The organism is Acidovorax sp. 1608163 (genome assembly GCF_003669015.1).
Lineage (GTDB): Bacteria > Pseudomonadota > Gammaproteobacteria > Burkholderiales > Burkholderiaceae_C > Acidovorax.
The window spans coordinates 4,220,443-4,236,003 of record NZ_CP033069.1 but is presented as its reverse complement, the minus strand read 5'-3'; the positions used below and the strand labels follow the sequence as shown (position 1 = coordinate 4,236,003).

The 15,561-nt window shown below is 64.9% G+C and carries 15 protein-coding genes; 10 read left to right on the top strand and 5 right to left on the bottom strand.

Annotated elements, in window-relative coordinates; genetic code table 11:
* The first annotated feature begins 5 nt into the window (after positions 1 to 5).
* From glyS to EAG14_RS18775, 5 genes are all read left to right on the top strand, one after another.
* Entirely contained in the window at positions 6 to 2,159 is a 2,154-nt protein-coding gene (gene glyS / locus EAG14_RS18795) for a glycine--tRNA ligase subunit beta (RefSeq protein ID WP_121729786.1), read from the top strand.
* 74 nt (positions 2,160 to 2,233) lie between these two features.
* Entirely contained in the window at positions 2,234 to 2,848 is a 615-nt protein-coding gene (gene gmhB, locus EAG14_RS18790; RefSeq protein WP_121729785.1) for a D-glycero-beta-D-manno-heptose 1,7-bisphosphate 7-phosphatase, read from the top strand.
* Between the two features lie 66 nt (positions 2,849 to 2,914).
* On the top strand, positions 2,915 to 3,727 hold the full coding sequence (locus tag EAG14_RS18785) for a 1-acyl-sn-glycerol-3-phosphate acyltransferase (RefSeq protein WP_121729784.1): 813 nt from the start codon (positions 2,915 to 2,917) through the stop codon (positions 3,725 to 3,727).
* Positions 3,727 to 4,806, top strand: a complete 1,080-nt coding sequence (locus tag EAG14_RS18780; protein WP_121729783.1) for a M48 family metallopeptidase — start codon at positions 3,727 to 3,729, stop codon at positions 4,804 to 4,806. The genes EAG14_RS18785 and EAG14_RS18780 overlap by 1 nt, the downstream gene beginning before the upstream one ends.
* 60 nt (positions 4,807 to 4,866) lie before the next feature.
* Positions 4,867 to 5,286 (top strand): rhodanese-like domain-containing protein, encoded by a 420-nt coding sequence (locus EAG14_RS18775; protein ID WP_121729782.1) that lies wholly within the window; start codon positions 4,867 to 4,869, stop codon positions 5,284 to 5,286.
* A 137-nt stretch (positions 5,287 to 5,423) separates the two neighbouring features.
* On the opposite strand, the gene lysM is transcribed toward EAG14_RS18775, so the two are convergent.
* On the bottom strand, positions 5,424 to 5,924 hold the full coding sequence (lysM, locus tag EAG14_RS18770; protein ID WP_099657805.1) for a peptidoglycan-binding protein LysM: 501 nt from the start codon (positions 5,922 to 5,924) through the stop codon (positions 5,424 to 5,426).
* 226 nt (positions 5,925 to 6,150) lie between these two features.
* On the opposite strand from lysM, the gene EAG14_RS18765 reads away from it, so the two are divergent.
* The gene (locus tag EAG14_RS18765; protein WP_121729781.1) at positions 6,151 to 6,927 is read left to right on the top strand and encodes a type III pantothenate kinase; all 777 of its coding nucleotides are present in this window, start codon (positions 6,151 to 6,153) and stop codon (positions 6,925 to 6,927) included.
* Between the two features lie 350 nt (positions 6,928 to 7,277).
* Here the strand turns inward: EAG14_RS18765 and EAG14_RS18760 are convergent, their stop codons facing one another.
* From EAG14_RS18760 to EAG14_RS18750, 3 genes are all read right to left on the bottom strand, one after another.
* Positions 7,278 to 8,057 carry a hypothetical protein gene (locus EAG14_RS18760; RefSeq protein WP_121729780.1) on the bottom strand — a complete coding sequence of 260 codons (780 nt, stop codon included), beginning with the start codon at positions 8,055 to 8,057 and terminating at the stop codon, positions 7,278 to 7,280.
* A 75-nt stretch (positions 8,058 to 8,132) separates the two neighbouring features.
* On the bottom strand, positions 8,133 to 8,810 hold the full coding sequence (locus tag EAG14_RS18755) for a TetR/AcrR family transcriptional regulator (RefSeq protein ID WP_099657811.1): 678 nt from the start codon (positions 8,808 to 8,810) through the stop codon (positions 8,133 to 8,135).
* A gap of 285 nt (positions 8,811 to 9,095) precedes the next feature.
* Positions 9,096 to 9,674, bottom strand: coding sequence for a phasin family protein (locus EAG14_RS18750; RefSeq protein WP_121729779.1), 579 nt, complete (start codon positions 9,672 to 9,674; stop codon positions 9,096 to 9,098).
* A 183-nt stretch (positions 9,675 to 9,857) separates the two neighbouring features.
* Here EAG14_RS18750 and rfbB point away from each other — a divergent pair, with 183 nt between their 5' ends.
* From rfbB to rfbC, 4 genes are all read left to right on the top strand, one after another.
* Entirely contained in the window at positions 9,858 to 10,949 is a 1,092-nt protein-coding gene (rfbB, locus tag EAG14_RS18745) for a dTDP-glucose 4,6-dehydratase (protein WP_121729778.1), read from the top strand.
* Positions 10,946 to 11,836 carry a dTDP-4-dehydrorhamnose reductase gene (gene rfbD / locus EAG14_RS18740; RefSeq protein ID WP_121729777.1) on the top strand — a complete coding sequence of 297 codons (891 nt, stop codon included), beginning with the start codon at positions 10,946 to 10,948 and terminating at the stop codon, positions 11,834 to 11,836. The genes rfbB and rfbD overlap by 4 nt, the downstream gene beginning before the upstream one ends.
* A 65-nt stretch (positions 11,837 to 11,901) precedes the next feature.
* Complete coding sequence (rfbA, locus tag EAG14_RS18735; RefSeq protein WP_121729776.1) at positions 11,902 to 12,798, top strand: glucose-1-phosphate thymidylyltransferase RfbA; 897 nt, start codon at positions 11,902 to 11,904, stop codon at positions 12,796 to 12,798.
* A gap of 48 nt (positions 12,799 to 12,846) precedes the next feature.
* A complete protein-coding gene (gene rfbC / locus EAG14_RS18730) occupies positions 12,847 to 13,395 on the top strand; it encodes a dTDP-4-dehydrorhamnose 3,5-epimerase (protein ID WP_121729775.1) in 549 nt (182 codons plus the stop codon).
* A gap of 40 nt (positions 13,396 to 13,435) precedes the next feature.
* Here the strand turns inward: rfbC and EAG14_RS18725 are convergent, their stop codons facing one another.
* Complete coding sequence (locus EAG14_RS18725) at positions 13,436 to 15,406, bottom strand: beta-galactosidase (protein WP_240456846.1); 1,971 nt, start codon at positions 15,404 to 15,406, stop codon at positions 13,436 to 13,438.
* Positions 15,407 to 15,561 lie beyond the last annotated feature (155 nt).

Here is a 15,561-nt window from a genome sequence, read left to right as displayed (position 1 = left end):
ATCCCATGACCACCCAAAATCTCCTCGTCGAACTGTTTGTGGAAGAGCTGCCCCCCAAGGCGCTGCAGAAGCTGGGCGATGCCTTCGCCAGCGTGCTGGCAGACCAGCTCAAAGCGCAAGGTTTGGCCACAGCGGCATCTGCCGTCACGCCATTCGCCTCACCTCGCCGCCTGGCCGCGCATGTGACCGCCGTGGCTGACAAGGCCGCTGACAAGGCCGTGCAGCAAAAGCTGATGCCTGTGACCGTGGGCCTTCAAGCGGACGGCAACGCCACGCCTGCGCTGCTCAAAAAGCTGCAGGCGCTGGGCGCTGATGTGTCCGACCCCGCAGCCGCCGTGGCGGCCTTGAAGCGCGCACAGGATGGCAAGGCCGAGGCCCTGTTCTATGACAGCGTGGTGCCCGGTGCAACGCTGACTGCTGGCTTGCAAAAGGCCATCGATGAAGCCATCGCCAAGCTGCCCATCCCCAAGGTGATGAGCTACCAGCTCGAAACCGACTGCGAGCTGCCCGGCTGGAGCAGTGTGAACTTTGTGCGCCCTGCACATGGCCTGGTGGCGCTGCATGGCAGCGCCGTGGTGCCGGTGAAGGCGCTGGGCCTGACAGCAGGCAACAGCACCCAAGGCCACCGCTTTGAAGCGGCCGTGTCGCCCGTGGTGCTTGCAGACGCCGACAGCTACGCCGCCACGCTGAAAAAAGACGGCGCCGTGATCGCATCGTTTGCCGAGCGCAAGGCCGAGATCGCCCGCCAGCTCGCTGCTGCCGCTGCCAAAGTGGGCAACGGTGCCCGCCCCATTGAAGACGAAGCCCTGCTGGACGAAGTGACCGCGCTGGTCGAGCGGCCCAATGTAGTCATCTGCCAGTTTGAAGAGCAGTTCCTGGGCGTGCCGCAAGAGTGCCTCATCCTCACGATGAAGGCCAACCAGAAGTACTTCCCGCTGCTGGACGCCGCAGGCAAGCTGACCAACAAGTTCCTGGTGGTCAGCAACATCAGCCCCGAAGACACCAGCTTTGTGACTGGCGGCAACGAGCGCGTGGTGCGCCCGCGCCTGGCCGATGCGAAGTTCTTCTTTGACCAAGACCGCAAGAAGACGCTGGCCTCGCGCGTTGACGGCCTGGGCAAGGTGGTCTATCACAACAAGCTGGGCACGCAGGGTGAACGCGTGGAGCGCGTGCGCGCCATCTCCAAAGAGTTGGCCAAGGCGATTGCATCCCAGCTGGGCGATGCGCAACTGGTGCAAGACGCCGATTTGGCCGCGCAACTGGCCAAGACCGACCTCGTGACCGACATGGTGGGCGAATTCCCTGAGTTGCAAGGCATCATGGGCGGCTACTACGCCCTGAACGACGGCCTGGGCGAGACCGTGGCCCACGCCATTGAAGACCACTACAAGCCCCGCTTTGCGGGCGATGCACTGCCCCGCAACACGGCGGGCGTGGTGGTGGCCCTGGCCGACAAGCTCGAAACCCTGGTCGGCATGTTCGGCATTGGCAACCTGCCCACGGGCGACCGGGACCCGTTCGCACTGCGCCGCCACGCACTGGGTGTGATCCGCATGCTGGTCGAGAAGGACCTGCCACTGGACTTGAGCGCCCTGCTGGCCGGTGCTGTGCCCGCCTTTGGCGACAAGATCACCGACGCATCGGCACAGCTCGCCGACTTCATCTACGACCGCCTCGCAGGCAGCCTGCGCGAGCAGGGCTACCGGGCGCAGGAAGTCGACGCCGTCATGGCCCTGCGCCCACAGCGACTGGCCCTGGTCGAAAAGCAACTCGCCGCCGTGCGCGCCTTTGCGGCCTTGCCCGAAGCCCCAGCGCTCGCAGCCGCCAACAAGCGCGTGGGCAACATCCTGAAAAAGGCCGAGGTCGAAGGCCCGGTGGATGCGCATGTGAACCCCGCCTTGCTGCAAGAGCAGGCCGAGAAAGACCTGTTTGCCGCCCTGCAGCGCTTTGTGCCCGAGGCCAACGCGCAGTTTGACGCGGGCGACTACACCGCCAGCTTGCAAACCCTGGCCGTGCTGCGCGCGCCGGTGGATGCGTTCTTTGACGACGTGATGGTGAACGCCGAGCAACTGGACCTGCGCCTGAACCGCCAGGGCCTGCTCAAAAGCCTGCACGAGGCGATGAACCGCGTGGCCGACTTGTCGCGCCTCGCCGCTTGAGGCGCTGCGGGCGAATGTGCGCTTGGCGCCTCTGGTAGGCTGGTGCTGGTGACCCCCTTCAACGGAAGCAACCCATGAAACTCGCCATCCTGGACCGTGACGGCCTGCTCAATGCCTTGGGCGATGACTACATCACCTCGGCAGACGACTGGGTGCCCGTGCCTGGCGCGCTGGAGGCCATTGCCCGGCTGAACCATGCAGGCTGGCATGTGGTGGTGGCCACCAACCAGCCTGGGCTGGGGCGGGGGTTGCTGGACGTGGTGGCGCTCAATGCCATCCACGCCAAGCTGCACCGCCAGGTGGCCGCTGTGGGCGGGCGCATTGACGCAGTCTTCTACTGCCCCCATGCGGCCGACGAAGAGTGCACTTGCCGCAAGCCCGCACCGGGCCTGCTGGAGCAGATTTGCGACCGCTATGGCGTGGAGTCGCACGATGTGCTGGTGGTGGGCAATTGCTTGGCGCACCTGCAGGCCGGGGCCGCCCTGGGCGCGCAGCTGCATGTGGTGTGCACCGGGCACGCCGCCGCGCTGGTGCCCGGGCAGCCCTTGCCCGCTGTGTGGCCGCAAGGCACGCAGGTGCATGCCAGCCTGGCGCAGTGGGTGGAGCAATTGCTGCCTGCCACGGTTCAGGCATCGCCCCCACCTGCGCCACCCTCGACGCCCCCTGCAGTGCCTGGCGTGGCGGCTTGATACTATAAAAACAATAGCTGCCAGCGCTTATTTATCAAGCGCTAGCGGCCTGAAAGACTCATAACTATGGCGTTGATCCGATCCATCATCCACATGCTGTGGATGGCCATCACCGTGGTGCCCTACACGCTCGCCATTTTGCTGGCGTCGCTGCTGGGCCTGCGCGGTGCGCCGGTTTACCGCATTGCGCGCGCCTGGTTGGCGCTGAGCGTGAACAGCGCACGCCCGCTGCTGGGCATTCACTACCGCATCACTGGTGCGGAGCATTTGCCCAAGGATGCGCAGGGCGGTGCGGTGCTGCTGGTCAAGCACCAGTCCACCTATGAGACGTTTTTGATGCCCGCCATCATGCCGCGCCCGCTGGCCTACGTGTTCAAGAAAGAGCTGCTGTACGTGCCGTTCTTCGGCTGGTCCATTGGGCGGCTGGACATGATCCACATCGACCGCAGCGCCCGCGCCCGGGCTTTTCACAAAGTGGTGCAGCAGGGCAAGGCGCTGCTAGCCAAAGGCACCTGGGTCATCATGTTCCCTGAAGGCACGCGGGTGGAGCGGGGCGAGAAGGGTCAGTACAAAAACGGCGGCACGCGCCTGGCCATCGATGCGGGCGCGCCAGTGATCCCGGTCGCCGTGACCTCGGCCAAGGTGTGGCCGCGCAAGGCCTTCATCAAGCGCCCGGGCGTGGTGGACGTGTCCATTGGCCAGCCCATCCCCACGGCGGGCCGCCAGGCCGATGAGCTGATGCGCGAGGTGGAGGCCTGGATCGAAGCCGAAATGCGCCGCCTGGACCCCGAGGCTTACCGCGATGCCCCCGCGCTGGCATCCACCCCAGACGCAGCGGCGCAGCCGCCAGCGCCCACCGACCTCAGCGACGGCCTGTGATGGAGCGACTGGTGCAACTGGCGCTGGACCTGTTTGACCCGCAGGGCGTGCAGCGCAGCGTGGCGCCCGCCCCGGGGGCTGCGCCCGTGCCCTCGCCCAACCAGGCCAAGGCACCGAGGGGCCGCACCCCACCCGCGCCGCCTGGGCGCCAGCGGGCGGCACAGGTGCCGCAGGGTTTGAAGCAAAAAAGGCCGCTAGCGCCCATTAATAAAGCGCTGACAGCTCCTGAAGTCATAGCAATGCAGCCTTTGCGCAGCGCTCCGCCTGCGCCCATCGCATCCTTGCTGCCCCCCACCGAATTCCGCCACCCCCAGGCCAACCGCGAGGTGCTGCTGGGCGATGCGTTGGTGGCTTACTCGCTGCACCGCTCGCGGCGCAGCACCATTGGCTTCACCGTGGGAGCCGATGGCCTGGCCGTGCGCGCCCCGACCTGGGTGGCCTTGTCGGCCGTGGATGGCGTGCTGCGCGAGCGCAGCGCCTGGGTGATGACCAAGCTGGTGCAGGCGCGCGAGCGCCAGCAGCGGCTGGAGGGCGGGCGCATTTGCTGGGCCGATGGCGTGGTGCTGCCCTACATGGGCCACCCCCTGCAAGTGGTGTTGGACCCGACCCAAAGCCGCAGCGGGCGGGGCGGGGCGCTGGTGGCTGCAGAGCCTGCCCAGGCTGCCGACGCACAGACCACAAGCACCCCTGCACAACTCTTCGTTGGCTTGCCCGCCGACGCCAGCGCCGCCCAAATCCGCGACGCCGTGCTGGCCTGGCTGATGCGCGATGCGCGCCGCTACTTCATCGAGCGGCTGGACCACTTTGCCCCGCTGCTGGGCGTGCAGTGGACGAGCCTGCGCCTGTCCAGCGCCGAAACCCGCTGGGGCAGCGCCAAGGCCGATGGCTCGATCCGCCTGAACTGGCGGCTGGTGCACTACCGCCCGGCCGTCATCGACTACGTGGTGGCCCACGAACTGGCCCACCTGCAGGTGATGGACCACAGCCCCCGCTTTTGGAACACCGTGGCCACCGTGGTGCCTGACTACGCCGAATTGCGCAACCATCTGCGCGAAGAGCCTGCGCCGCTGCTGGATTAGCCACGACCGGCACCCGCTGCCCCATCTGCCCAACCTCCCAGAGTCACAAGGAAACCGCCCATGATCTCCCCCCAAGCCATCGCTCCGGCCGCAGGCTACGCCGGTGACATCACCCCCCAGCAAGCCTGGCAGTGGGTGCAAGACGGCACCGCCGTGCTGGTGGACGTGCGCAGCAGCGCCGAGCTGGAATGGGTGGGCCGCGTGCCCAACGCCGCCGCTGTGCCGTGGAAGCAATGGCCCGGGATGGCCATGAACCCTGACTTTGATGCCCAGCTGCGCGCCGCTGTGCCCCAAGGCCAGAGCGTGGTGCTGCTGTGCCGCAGCGGCGTGCGCTCCATCGCCGCCGCCAAGCGAGCGACCGAGCTGGGGCTCACGGCCTACAACATCCTCGAAGGCTTTGAAGGCGACCCCGACGACAACGGCCAGCGCGGGCGCAAGGGCGGCTGGCGCTTTCACGGCCTGCCCTGGCGGCAGGGCTGAGCGCTCACCCTGAGACCGCCTCTGCGGGGGCTTTTCATTCAGGCGCGGGCCAGGGATGAAATGGGTGCTCCTAAAAAAAGAGCTGCCAGCGCTTATCTATCAAGCGCTGGCAGCTCTTTTTGCTTAAAGACTGCAGCTCACTGGGCCAGTGGCGGAATGCGCAGTTTCTGGCCGGGGTAGATCTTGTCGGGGTGGCTGAGCATGGGCTTGTTCGCCTCGAAAATCACGGGGTACTTGTTGGCATCACCGTAGAACTTCTTGGCAATGGCCGACAGGGTGTCGCCGCGCACCACGTCGTGGTACTGGGCTTCGGGCGCAGGGGCCGACACGGCCATCAGGTTGTCCACGTCTTTCACACTGGCCACGTTGCCGCAGCACAGGGTGACTTTCTCCTTGGCCTCCTGCGTGGGGGCCTGGCCTTGCACCACCACCTTGCCGCTGGTGCCGTCAAACGCCACCTGCACGCCTTGTACGCCCAGGTTTTGTGAGGCGATATAGGCCTCGATGGCGCGTGCGGCCTTGTCGTTCAGGTCTTGCAAGGGAGCGGGGTTGCTGCCCGCCTGGGCCGCAGCGGCCTCCACCTCTTTGCCGCCAAACAGTTTTTCGCCCGCCTCTTTGATGAAACTGAAAAGACCCATGAGATACCTCCTAGTGGTGCCAATGTTGGGAGGCCCACTGTAGAGCGAATGTGCGACAAAAGGGTGTAGGCCAAGCGCGCATGAAAATTTTTGACAATTGCGCGGGATTGCATGCAGAGTGCTTGGGCATGCCGTGGCGGCCAGTCCGTCCGGCAGGTGACAGTGCTTGTATCTTTGTGTATCCCCCGTTTCGGGGGGCTTGGCAAAACTCGGGATAATCCGCGCCATGACATTTCTGGCCATCGACGTCGGCAACACCCGTCTCAAATGGGCGTTGTACGACGCTCACCGCCCCGGCGCAGCGCTCATCGCGCACGGTGCCGAGTTTCTCGACCACATCGACCGCTTGGCCGAAAGCAGCTGGGCCCAGTTGCCCGCACCTGCGCACATGCTGGGCTGCGTGGTGGCTGGGGACGCCGCCAAGCGCCGGGTGCAAGAGCAGATGGAGCAAATGGTGCGCTGGGACGTGGCGCCGCAGTGGGTGGTGTCGTCGGCCGAAGAGGCGGGACTCACCAACGGCTACGACTACCCCTCGCGCCTGGGATCGGACCGCTGGGTGGCCATGGTGGGGGCACGCCACCACGTGCTGGCCCAAGGGCCTGCGCGGCCGCTGGTGGTGGTGATGGTGGGTACGGCGGTAACGGTGGAGTGCATCGACGCCGAGGGCAAGTTTCTGGGCGGGCTCATCCTGCCGGGCCACGGCATCATGCTGCGCGCGCTGGAGACCGGCACCGCCGGGCTGCATGTGCCCACGGGTGAGGTGCAGACCTTTCCGACCAACACCAGCGATGCCCTGACCAGCGGCGGCACCTATGCCATTGCCGGGGCGGTGGAGCGCATGTACCAGCACTTGCTGCAGCACAGTGGGCAAGAGCCCGCCTGCATCATGACCGGCGGCGCTGGCTGGAAGATGGCGCCCAGCATGACCCGGCCGTTTGAGCTGGTGGACAACCTGATTTTTGACGGCCTCTTGGAGATTGCGGCACGCCGCTTTGGAGGTTGATGGAGGCGGTTTGATGGGGTAGGCGGGATCATCCCCATTTGCCCCACGTCTCTTGCGCCGCATCGCTATCCTTCCTCGCCACTAGGTGTGATCCCCTCACCGTTCGGGCTGAGCTTGTCGAAGCCTGGGCGCAGGCCGCGCCAGCCCTTCGACAGGCTCAGGGTGAACGGGTCGGGGGTGTGCTATTTAGACGCCTATCCGTCTCCTCAGCACAACCCAACCCAACTCAACGCGCCCAAACCGTTCGGGCTGAGCTTGTCGAAGCCGGGGCACAGGCCGCGCCAGCCCTTCAACGGGCCCAGGGTGAACGGGCTCAGTCGCACAGTATTTTTACCAGCCGCATCAGCCCATCAACCCTCTTCGTGCAGCTCGGTGCGGGCCATGGCCACGTGCAGTTCTTCCATCGCATCCAGCGGCTCGCAGGCGGCGGCCCGCTCGTACAGCGCCGTTGCTTCGTCCATGCGGGCCTCGCCTTCGAGCATGACCAGGGCGTTGGCGTAGTCCACCAGGCCAATGGCCGAGCCGGGGTGCAGTGCCAGCGCTTCTTCAAACAGCTGCAACCCCGCCTCTTTCTTGGCGCCGTAGGTCATGCCGCCAATCAAGGCGCCCACCTTGTCGATCACCTCGGCGTGAAAGGTGCCCAAGGCGATGCGCGCCTCGACATGCCGGGGCGACAAGGCGATGGCTTTTTCCAGTGACTCCTTGATTTGCTGCCCCAGCCCTTGTGCCAGAGCCTTGGCCACGCTGATGCCCTGGCAATACCGGCCCAGGGCATAGGCGTTCCAGTACCAGGCGTTGGCTTGCTGTGGGTCTGCAGCAGCCTGAGTCTGGGCACGTTCTGCCATCTGCATGAACAGGTCGAGCCGGGTCTTTTCGCGCGGCTCCAGGTAGGTGGCGTACACCGCCGTGGCTTTGTTGGCCGCCGTGATGCCTGCGCCGCCCGCCGCCAGCCCGGCGGCCACGGCCTGCTCGAACTCGCCGTTATGGAACAGCACCCAGGCCTGCAGCGCAGCGGGGTCTTGCGGGCAAGGTTCGGCATCGCCCAGGTGCAGCCGGGCCCATTGTTGTTGCACACGGATGGCGTCCCAGGCGTAGTCGCTGGTGTGGGGGAAGGGGGTCCAGTGGGCCATGGTGTGTCTCCTTGGTGTTGTTGTGGGCTGGGTGGCTGGTGATGGGTGGAGTAGCGTGCTGGCGGCCTTGGGCGGTCAGGGGGCTGTGCCTTCGGCCTGGGGCGGGGCATAGGCCCCCGTCAGCGCTTGCAGGTGGCTGCGCTGCGCAGCGTCCAGGTAGGGCAGCAGCAGGCTCAGCACATGCTGGGCGCCCCGCAGCAGGGCCTGCTGGGCATTGGCGGGCTCCAGCGCATGGCGCGGGTCGCGCACGTATTCGTAGCTGAGCCAGTAGGTCAGCACCACCACCATGCTGGTGGCGGTGGTGTGCTGGGTGGGGGCGTCCATGTGCAGTGCCTGGGCCGCGCACATGCCTTGCAGCAGGGTTTGCACGGCGTGCTCCTTGCGCTGCAGTACGGCTTGCAGGTGGGTTTCGAGTCTGCGGTTTTTGGACAGCAGGTCGTTCAGGTCGCGGTACAAAAACCGGTACTGCCAGATCAGCTCAAACAGGGTGTGCAGAAAGAACCATGCGTCTTCCACGTTGTGCACGCTGTCGCTGGCCTGCAGCAGCTCGTTCAGCGCGGCTTCGTACTGATCGAACAGCGTGTTGATCAGCGCGTCTTTGGCGGGGTAGTGGTAGTAAAGGTTGCCGGGGCTGATGCGCAGCTCGGCAGAGATCAGGGTGGTGGAGACATTGGGCTCGCCGAACCGGTTGAACAGGTCCAGCGTCACTTCCAGAATGCGTTGTGCCGTGCGGCGCGGCGCTTTCTTGGCCATGGGTGTCGCCCCCTTTTGCGGTGTTGTAGGTGTCTCCGGGGCGCTGCTGTCACATCGCGTTGCCAAAGGCCACCGAGATACACGGCGCCGCGACTCGCTTAGAAGCTCCCTGGCGCTTACTCTAACCCAGCCAAAAATGCTGCAGTGCGGCATACCCCCGTGAATTTCCTAGGGATTTCCCATGCCGCGGTACGGCAGCACCGCAGGCTGGGGGCACCATGCCCTGCCACCAGCGGCCTGGGGCGACCCGTGCTGGCCGCTGGCCAGGTTACGCCGTGCAGGCGGTTACTTGGCCGCTGGCTTGCGTGCGCGGGGCGCGGCCTTTTTGGTGGGGGTGGGGTGGGCTGCCTTGCCTGCGGTTTTTCCGGCAGTGGTGCTGGTGGCCTTGCCTGCCGTTCTGCCTGCGGTTTTGGCAGGTGCTTTGGCGGTGCGTGGTGCGCTGGTTTTGCGGGCCTGGGCCAGTTCGGCAGTCAGGGCGTCAATGCGGTCGTGCAGGGCTTGCAGGTCCCGTGCGGTGGGGATGCCCAGCCGCCCCAGGGCCTTGGCCACGCGGTCTTCAAAAATGGTCTCCAGCTTGTCCCACTGGCCTGCGGCGCGCGAGCCCATCTCGTTGGCTGCGCTGGCCATGCGTTGCGTGGCCTCGGTGATTTTTTCCTCGGCCACGGTCTGGGTCTTGCGCTGCAGGGTGGTGCCTTCCTTCACCAGCGCTTCAAACACCTTGCCGCCTTCTGCCTGGGCCTTGGAGAACGCGCCCAGCCCCGCCAGCCAAATCTGCTGCGCCGATTCCTTGACCGCATCGCTCAACGGCACGCCGCCCAAGGGGTTGCCGTCTGTGCCGAAGGGAAAAGATTTCTTGCTTGCCATTGAGAGCCTCCTGTCAGGGATAGTGAATACACATAACAAGCACTGTACGGTGCGCGCTGGTCTATGGGCTAGGTGAGGCTGTCTAGACCCATCCGGGCTGGCGGTAAATCCCGTTACATGCCTGTGCCGGTGGGTGGGATAATCCCCAGCTTCGCCTGCAGGCGTATCAACACTGCCCTTCCTATGATTTTGGTAACTGGCGGCGCCGGCTTCATTGGCGCCAACTTTGTGCTCGACTGGATTGCCAACGGCGACGAGCCCGTGGTCAACCTCGACAAACTCACCTACGCAGGCAACCTGCACAACCTCGCTAGCGTGCAGGGCAACCCCCGCCACGTCTTTGTGCAGGGCGACATTGGCGACACCGCCTTGCTCGCGCGCCTGCTGGCCGAGCACCAGCCCCGTGCCATCGTCAACTTTGCAGCCGAATCGCATGTGGACCGCTCCATCCACGGCCCCGAAGACTTCATCCAGACCAACGTCGTCGGCACCTTCAGGCTTTTGGAGGCTGCAAGGCAATACTGGCAAGCGCTGCCAGCTATCAAAAAAGAAGCGTTCCGCTTCCTGCACGTCTCTACCGACGAGGTCTACGGCACCCTCTCGGCCACCGACCCGGCCTTCACCGAAGACAACACCTACGAGCCCAACAGCCCGTACTCGGCCAGCAAGGCCGCCAGCGACCACCTAGTGCGCGCCTGGCACCACACCTACGGCCTGCCGGTGCTCACCACCAACTGCAGCAACAACTACGGCCCGCTGCACTTCCCCGAAAAGCTCATCCCCCTCATGATCGTCAACGCCCTGGCAGGCAAAAACCTGCCCGTGTACGGCGACGGCATGCAGGTGCGCGACTGGCTGTACGTGCGTGACCACTGCAGCGCCATCCGCCGCGTGCTCGAAGCCGGCCGCCTGGGCGAGACCTACAACGTGGGCGGCTGGAACGAAAAGCCCAACATCGACATCGTCAACACCGTGTGCGCCCTGCTCGACGAGCTGCGCCCCCGCGCTGACGGCCAGAGCTACCGCACCCAGATCACCTACGTCACCGACCGCCCCGGCCACGACCGCCGCTACGCCATCGACGCCCGCAAGATCGAGCGTGAGCTGGGCTGGAAGCCTGCCGAGACGTTTGACACCGGTATCCGCAAGACCGTGCAGTGGTACCTGGACAACCCCGAGTGGGTGGCGCAGGTGCAATCGGGTGCCTACCGCGAGTGGGTGCAAAAGCAATACCAAGCCAGCCCAGCGTCCGAGGCGGCAGGGGCGGTGGCATGAACATCCTGCTTTTTGGCAAGGGCGGGCAGGTCGGCTGGGAGCTGCAGCGCAGCCTGGCCGTGCTGGGCCAAGTCACGGCCCTGGACCATGACAGCACCGACCACTGCGGCGACTTCGCCAACCCCGAAGGCATCGCCGCCACCGTGCGTGCCCTCCGGCCTGATGTCATCGTCAATGCTGCAGCCCACACCGCCGTAGACAAGGCCGAGAGCGAACCCGAACTGGCCCGCCTGCTCAACGCCACCACCCCCGGCGTGCTGGCCCGCGAGGCTGCCGCCCTGGGCGCCTGGCTGGTGCACTACAGCACCGACTACGTGTTTGATGGCAGCGGCACCCGTCCCTGGGTTGAGAGCGACACCCCCGCGCCCCTGAGCGTGTACGGCCGCACCAAGCTCGAAGGCGAGCAGCTCATCCAGCAATCGGGCGCCAAGCACCTCATCCTGCGCACCAGCTGGGTGTATGCCGCGCGCGGCGGCAACTTTGCCAAGACCATGCTGCGCCTGGCGCAAGAGCGGGAACGCCTCACCGTCATCGACGACCAGTGGGGCGCCCCCACGGGTGCCGAGCTGCTGGCCGATGTGACGGCCCACGCCATCCGCCACCTACAGCAGCGCCCGCAAGACGCGGGCCTGTACCACTTGGTGGCAGGCGGCGAAGTGACCTGGAATGGCTATGCAAAATTTGTGATTGAGCACGCCAATAAAGCGCAATCAGCTATCAAAATAGTAGCGAATGAAATTGCACCCGTGCCTACCAGCGCCTTCCCCACCCCCGCCGTGCGCCCCCACAACTCGCGCTTGGACACCTCCAAGCTGCAAACCACCTTCGGCCTGACCTTGCCGCACTGGCAAGCAGGGGTTGAGCGCATGCTGACCGAAATCCTGTAAGCACTCGACTGCGGCGCCCCGTGCGCCTGCACGTACTTCCAAGCCCCTTTACGTACCCGCCCCACATGACCCCATCCACCCTCCAGCGCAAAGGCATCATCCTGGCCGGCGGCTCTGGCACGCGCCTGCACCCGGCCACGCTGGCCATCAGCAAGCAACTGCTGCCGGTGTACGACAAGCCCATGATCTACTACCCGCTGAGCACCCTGATGCTGGCGGGCATCCGCGACATCCTGGTCATCAGCACCCCGCAAGACACGCCACGCTTTGAGCAACTGCTGGGCGACGGCAGCCAATGGGGCCTGAACCTGCAATACGCCGTGCAAGCCAGCCCCGACGGCCTGGCGCAAGCCTTTGTGATTGGCGAGCAATTCGTCGGCAACGCCCCCTCGGCCCTGGTGCTGGGCGACAACATCTTCCACGGCCACGACTTCCATGAACTGCTGGGCAGCGCCAGCGCCCGCACCGAGGGCGCCAGCGTCTTCGCCTACCACGTGCACGACCCCGAGCGCTACGGCGTTGCCGAATTCGACGCCCAAGGCCGGGTCCTGTCCTTGGAAGAAAAACCCAAGGCCCCCAAGTCCAACTACGCCGTCACGGGCCTGTACTTCTACGACAACCAGGTCGTCGACCTGGCCAAGGGCCTCAAGCCCTCCGCCCGGGGCGAATACGAAATCACCGACCTGAACCGCCTGTACCTGGAGCAAGGCCAGCTCAACGTCGAAATCATGGGCCGAGGCTACGCCTGGCTGGACACCGGCACCCACGAAAGCCTGCTCGAAGCCGGCCAATTCATCGCCACCCTGGAACACCGCCAGGGCCTCAAGATCGCCTGCCTGGAAGAAATCGCCTGGCGCCAACGCTGGATCGACGACGCCCAGCTAGAACGCCTGGCCCAGCCGCTCACCAAGAGCGGGTATGGGCAGTACCTGATGCGGGTGCTCAAAGAGAAGATTTACTAAATTGCCGCTGCCGCTGCCTACCGTTATTTGCATCCAACGCCATTGCCCATGAAAGCCACCCGCCTCGCCATTCCCGACGTTGTGTTGATCGAACCCAAAGTGTTCGGAGACGCCCGTGGTTTTTTCTTTGAAAGCTTCAACCAAAAAGCCTTCAACGAAGCCACGGGAACCCAGCACGAATTTGTGCAAGACAACCACAGCCGCAGCGCCAAGGGGGTGCTGCGCGGCTTGCACTACCAGATCCAGCAACCCCAAGGCAAGCTGGTGCGCGTGGTGCGCGGGGCCGTGTTGGATGTGGCGGTGGACATTCGCAAAAGCTCGCCCACCTTTGGCCAATGGGTGGCAGAGGAGCTGAGCGAAGACAACCACCGCCAACTGTGGGTGCCACCGGGCTTTGCGCACGGGTTTGTGGTGCTCAGCGAGATGGCGGAGTTTCTGTACAAGACCACGGACTACTACGCGCCGCAGTTTGAGCGCTGCATTGCGTGGAACGATCCCGCGCTGGCCATTGACTGGCGCCTACAGGGTGCGCAGCCGCTGCTATCGGCCAAGGATGCGCAGGGGCTGGCTTTGAGCCTGGCGGAGGTGTTTGACTGAGTTGCCGATCGGCTTGGTCGGCTGTATCGGCTTGGCCGGTTTAGCGACTGCCTGGGTTACCGGGCGCGGAGTGCTCCAGCGTTTGCTGTGCAGCCCGGTACAGGGCGTCTGACCGAAACTGCTGGTTCTCCGGGTCGATGGAGAAGATGTTGTGACCGCGCTCCACCCGCTGGCCTTCCCAGCGGGGCTCCATGAAGAACGACAGGAATGCAGCGCCGCGCCGCTGGTGGGCTTGCAGTGTCTTGTTCCACTCGGTGGCATCCATGCCCTTGAGCGGGTGGAACTCTGTCACGCCATAGGCCTCTGGGCCTGAGCGGGGGGCTCGCAAGCGTTGGCGCTGGGCGTACCACGCGCCGAATGAGTCCCCGTAGCTGGCTTCTCCGTACAGGCTTACACCGAGACGGATGTTGTGCAGACCCGCCAGTGATTCCTCGACAGCAAATTTCTGTGCATCCCAACCGGGGTTGGAGAACGGCACGATCTGGTGCGTGTAGGTGGGCACATTGTGTAGGCAGGATGGCTGCACCACTGCTTTGCCAAACGCTTCGATGTACCGCGCCACTTGCTTGGCCCTGAAGGTGTGCCAAAGGGGCACCAAAGGGTTGTAGTAGTAGGAGCTGAGCTGGGCAGGGCTGTCGATATGCGCCTGCCAGGCCGCAACGGCTGGTGCCGCTTGGGTTGCGGTTTGCGGCAGCTGGCCTGCCAAGGGCTGCTCCAACGGGGTGGCTTGTTGTCGGTCCATGATCGCCACCTGACGGGTTCCCAGTGGGGCCAGGGGACGCATATCTTCTTGCAGATAAAAGTCCAGCCGGTGTAGCCCAGCGGGCCAGTGGCGAAAGTCCAGGTCCACCCGCCAGCCTGTGTTGGCTTCGCCAAACTCTGGTTTGGCCTGCAGCACATCCTGGCGGCTCAGGCTGATGGGAGCACGTCCCGCCAATTCGCCATTGCGATAGACCAGCACTTGGGCGTGGCTGCCTGGTGCGCGGCCTGCCCGAAACGCCCAGCCTGATACGGGCAGCACCCCTTGGGCATAGGAGTCGATGTGTTCATTGAAGTGGGCAAGGGGCTCTGTGCGGATGTCCTTGGACGGGGGGGTGATCGCCTCCCATGAGGCAAAGCTGCCACCCACGGCCCTGTTGAGCGCCTCGATCGTGCCGAATTGGGTGCGCAGAAAGTCCTGAAAGCCTGCTTGCGATGCCGGGCTGTAGTCGGTGACGCGGTAGGGCCCGCCAAAGCCCATGCCCTGCTCGAAGTCCGGAAAGTAGTGGTGTACCTCGCCCAGCAGCGTGACCGCGCGGATCTTGCTGCGGTGGCGGGGCTCCAGCGCGCACAAGGCGCCCACCATGGCAGCAGCAGCCTCTCTGCGCCGCAGATTGACGGGGGCTTCGGGGTCGGCAATGTTCCAGTAGTACACCGGCTCGCCGTAGTACTTGCCAGCAGGCATGGGGCCGTCGCGGGTTTGCGCCAGGTTGCGTGGATCGGCAGCCAGAGCCTGTTCCAACGGGGCGTGGGACGCGAAGTGGGTTGCAAACAGGTACACCACCACGGGGCGCTCACTGTCGCGCACAGTGCGCGCCAGTTTGTCCACCAGCGGTTGGTCAATCTGCCAGCCCCCTGCTTGTTCTTTGAAGAGTTGCAGCAGCGGTACGGGCAAGGTGTAGCCCAGCTCCCAGCCCTCCCGCACAGCCGAGTGGCTTACTCCAGCGGTTGTGCGGGTGGATGCGAGTTCCTGCAGGGTGGCCTCTACCAGCGCAGCTGCCGAGCCCTGTGCGTTGCTGCACTGTGTTTGCAGTGAGTCCGGTTGCGGTGCGTTGCTGGCGGGCAGGATGCAGGGTTCGATCACCCCAATCATGGGCGCCAGCACCGTGGGCTGCTGGCGGGGCAGTGGGCCGTCAGGTTGGGTGAGATGGGAGTGCAGCCTCCATCCCTCCGCGCCCAGTGCTCCCGCCAAGCTGGCTGCCAGCGCACTGAGCCACCAGCCAGAGCGCAGAAGAGAGGGAGAGGTGTTCATGGGCACGTGCGGGCAAAGGTAAAGTTTTGAAATTATGCCCAAATTGGCTTCTGGCGCTTTATTTAAAAGCGTTAGAAGCTATAAAAATAATAGCGTTTATGCGTGTGCTTGCGCCCGGTACGCCTTGTCGCTTAGAGATTGCAAGACCTGGCACA

Bases quoted from the DNA above. Each gene is read 5' to 3' on its own strand.
- EAG14_RS18750 (WP_121729779.1), bottom strand. From the start codon at position 9,674: ATGGCAAGCAAGAAATCTTTTCCCTTCGGCACAGACGGCAACCCCTTG.
- EAG14_RS18755 (WP_099657811.1), bottom strand. From the start codon at position 8,810: ATGGCCAAGAAAGCGCCGCGCCGCACGGCACAACGCATTCTGGAAGTG.
- EAG14_RS18725 (WP_240456846.1), bottom strand. From the start codon at position 15,406: ATGAACACCTCTCCCTCTCTTCTGCGCTCTGGCTGGTGGCTCAGTGCG.
- rfbB (WP_121729778.1), top strand. From the start codon at position 9,858: ATGATTTTGGTAACTGGCGGCGCCGGCTTCATTGGCGCCAACTTTGTG.
- EAG14_RS18785 (WP_121729784.1), top strand. From the start codon at position 2,915: ATGGCGTTGATCCGATCCATCATCCACATGCTGTGGATGGCCATCACC.
- gmhB (WP_121729785.1), top strand. From the start codon at position 2,234: ATGAAACTCGCCATCCTGGACCGTGACGGCCTGCTCAATGCCTTGGGC.
- EAG14_RS18765 (WP_121729781.1), top strand. From the start codon at position 6,151: ATGACATTTCTGGCCATCGACGTCGGCAACACCCGTCTCAAATGGGCG.
- rfbA (WP_121729776.1), top strand. From the start codon at position 11,902: ATGACCCCATCCACCCTCCAGCGCAAAGGCATCATCCTGGCCGGCGGC.
- EAG14_RS18760 (WP_121729780.1), bottom strand. From the start codon at position 8,057: ATGGCCCACTGGACCCCCTTCCCCCACACCAGCGACTACGCCTGGGAC.
- EAG14_RS18780 (WP_121729783.1), top strand. From the start codon at position 3,727: ATGGAGCGACTGGTGCAACTGGCGCTGGACCTGTTTGACCCGCAGGGC.
- lysM (WP_099657805.1), bottom strand. From the start codon at position 5,924: ATGGGTCTTTTCAGTTTCATCAAAGAGGCGGGCGAAAAACTGTTTGGC.
- EAG14_RS18775 (WP_121729782.1), top strand. From the start codon at position 4,867: ATGATCTCCCCCCAAGCCATCGCTCCGGCCGCAGGCTACGCCGGTGAC.
- rfbC (WP_121729775.1), top strand. From the start codon at position 12,847: ATGAAAGCCACCCGCCTCGCCATTCCCGACGTTGTGTTGATCGAACCC.
- glyS (WP_121729786.1), top strand. From the start codon at position 6: ATGACCACCCAAAATCTCCTCGTCGAACTGTTTGTGGAAGAGCTGCCC.
- rfbD (WP_121729777.1), top strand. From the start codon at position 10,946: ATGAACATCCTGCTTTTTGGCAAGGGCGGGCAGGTCGGCTGGGAGCTG.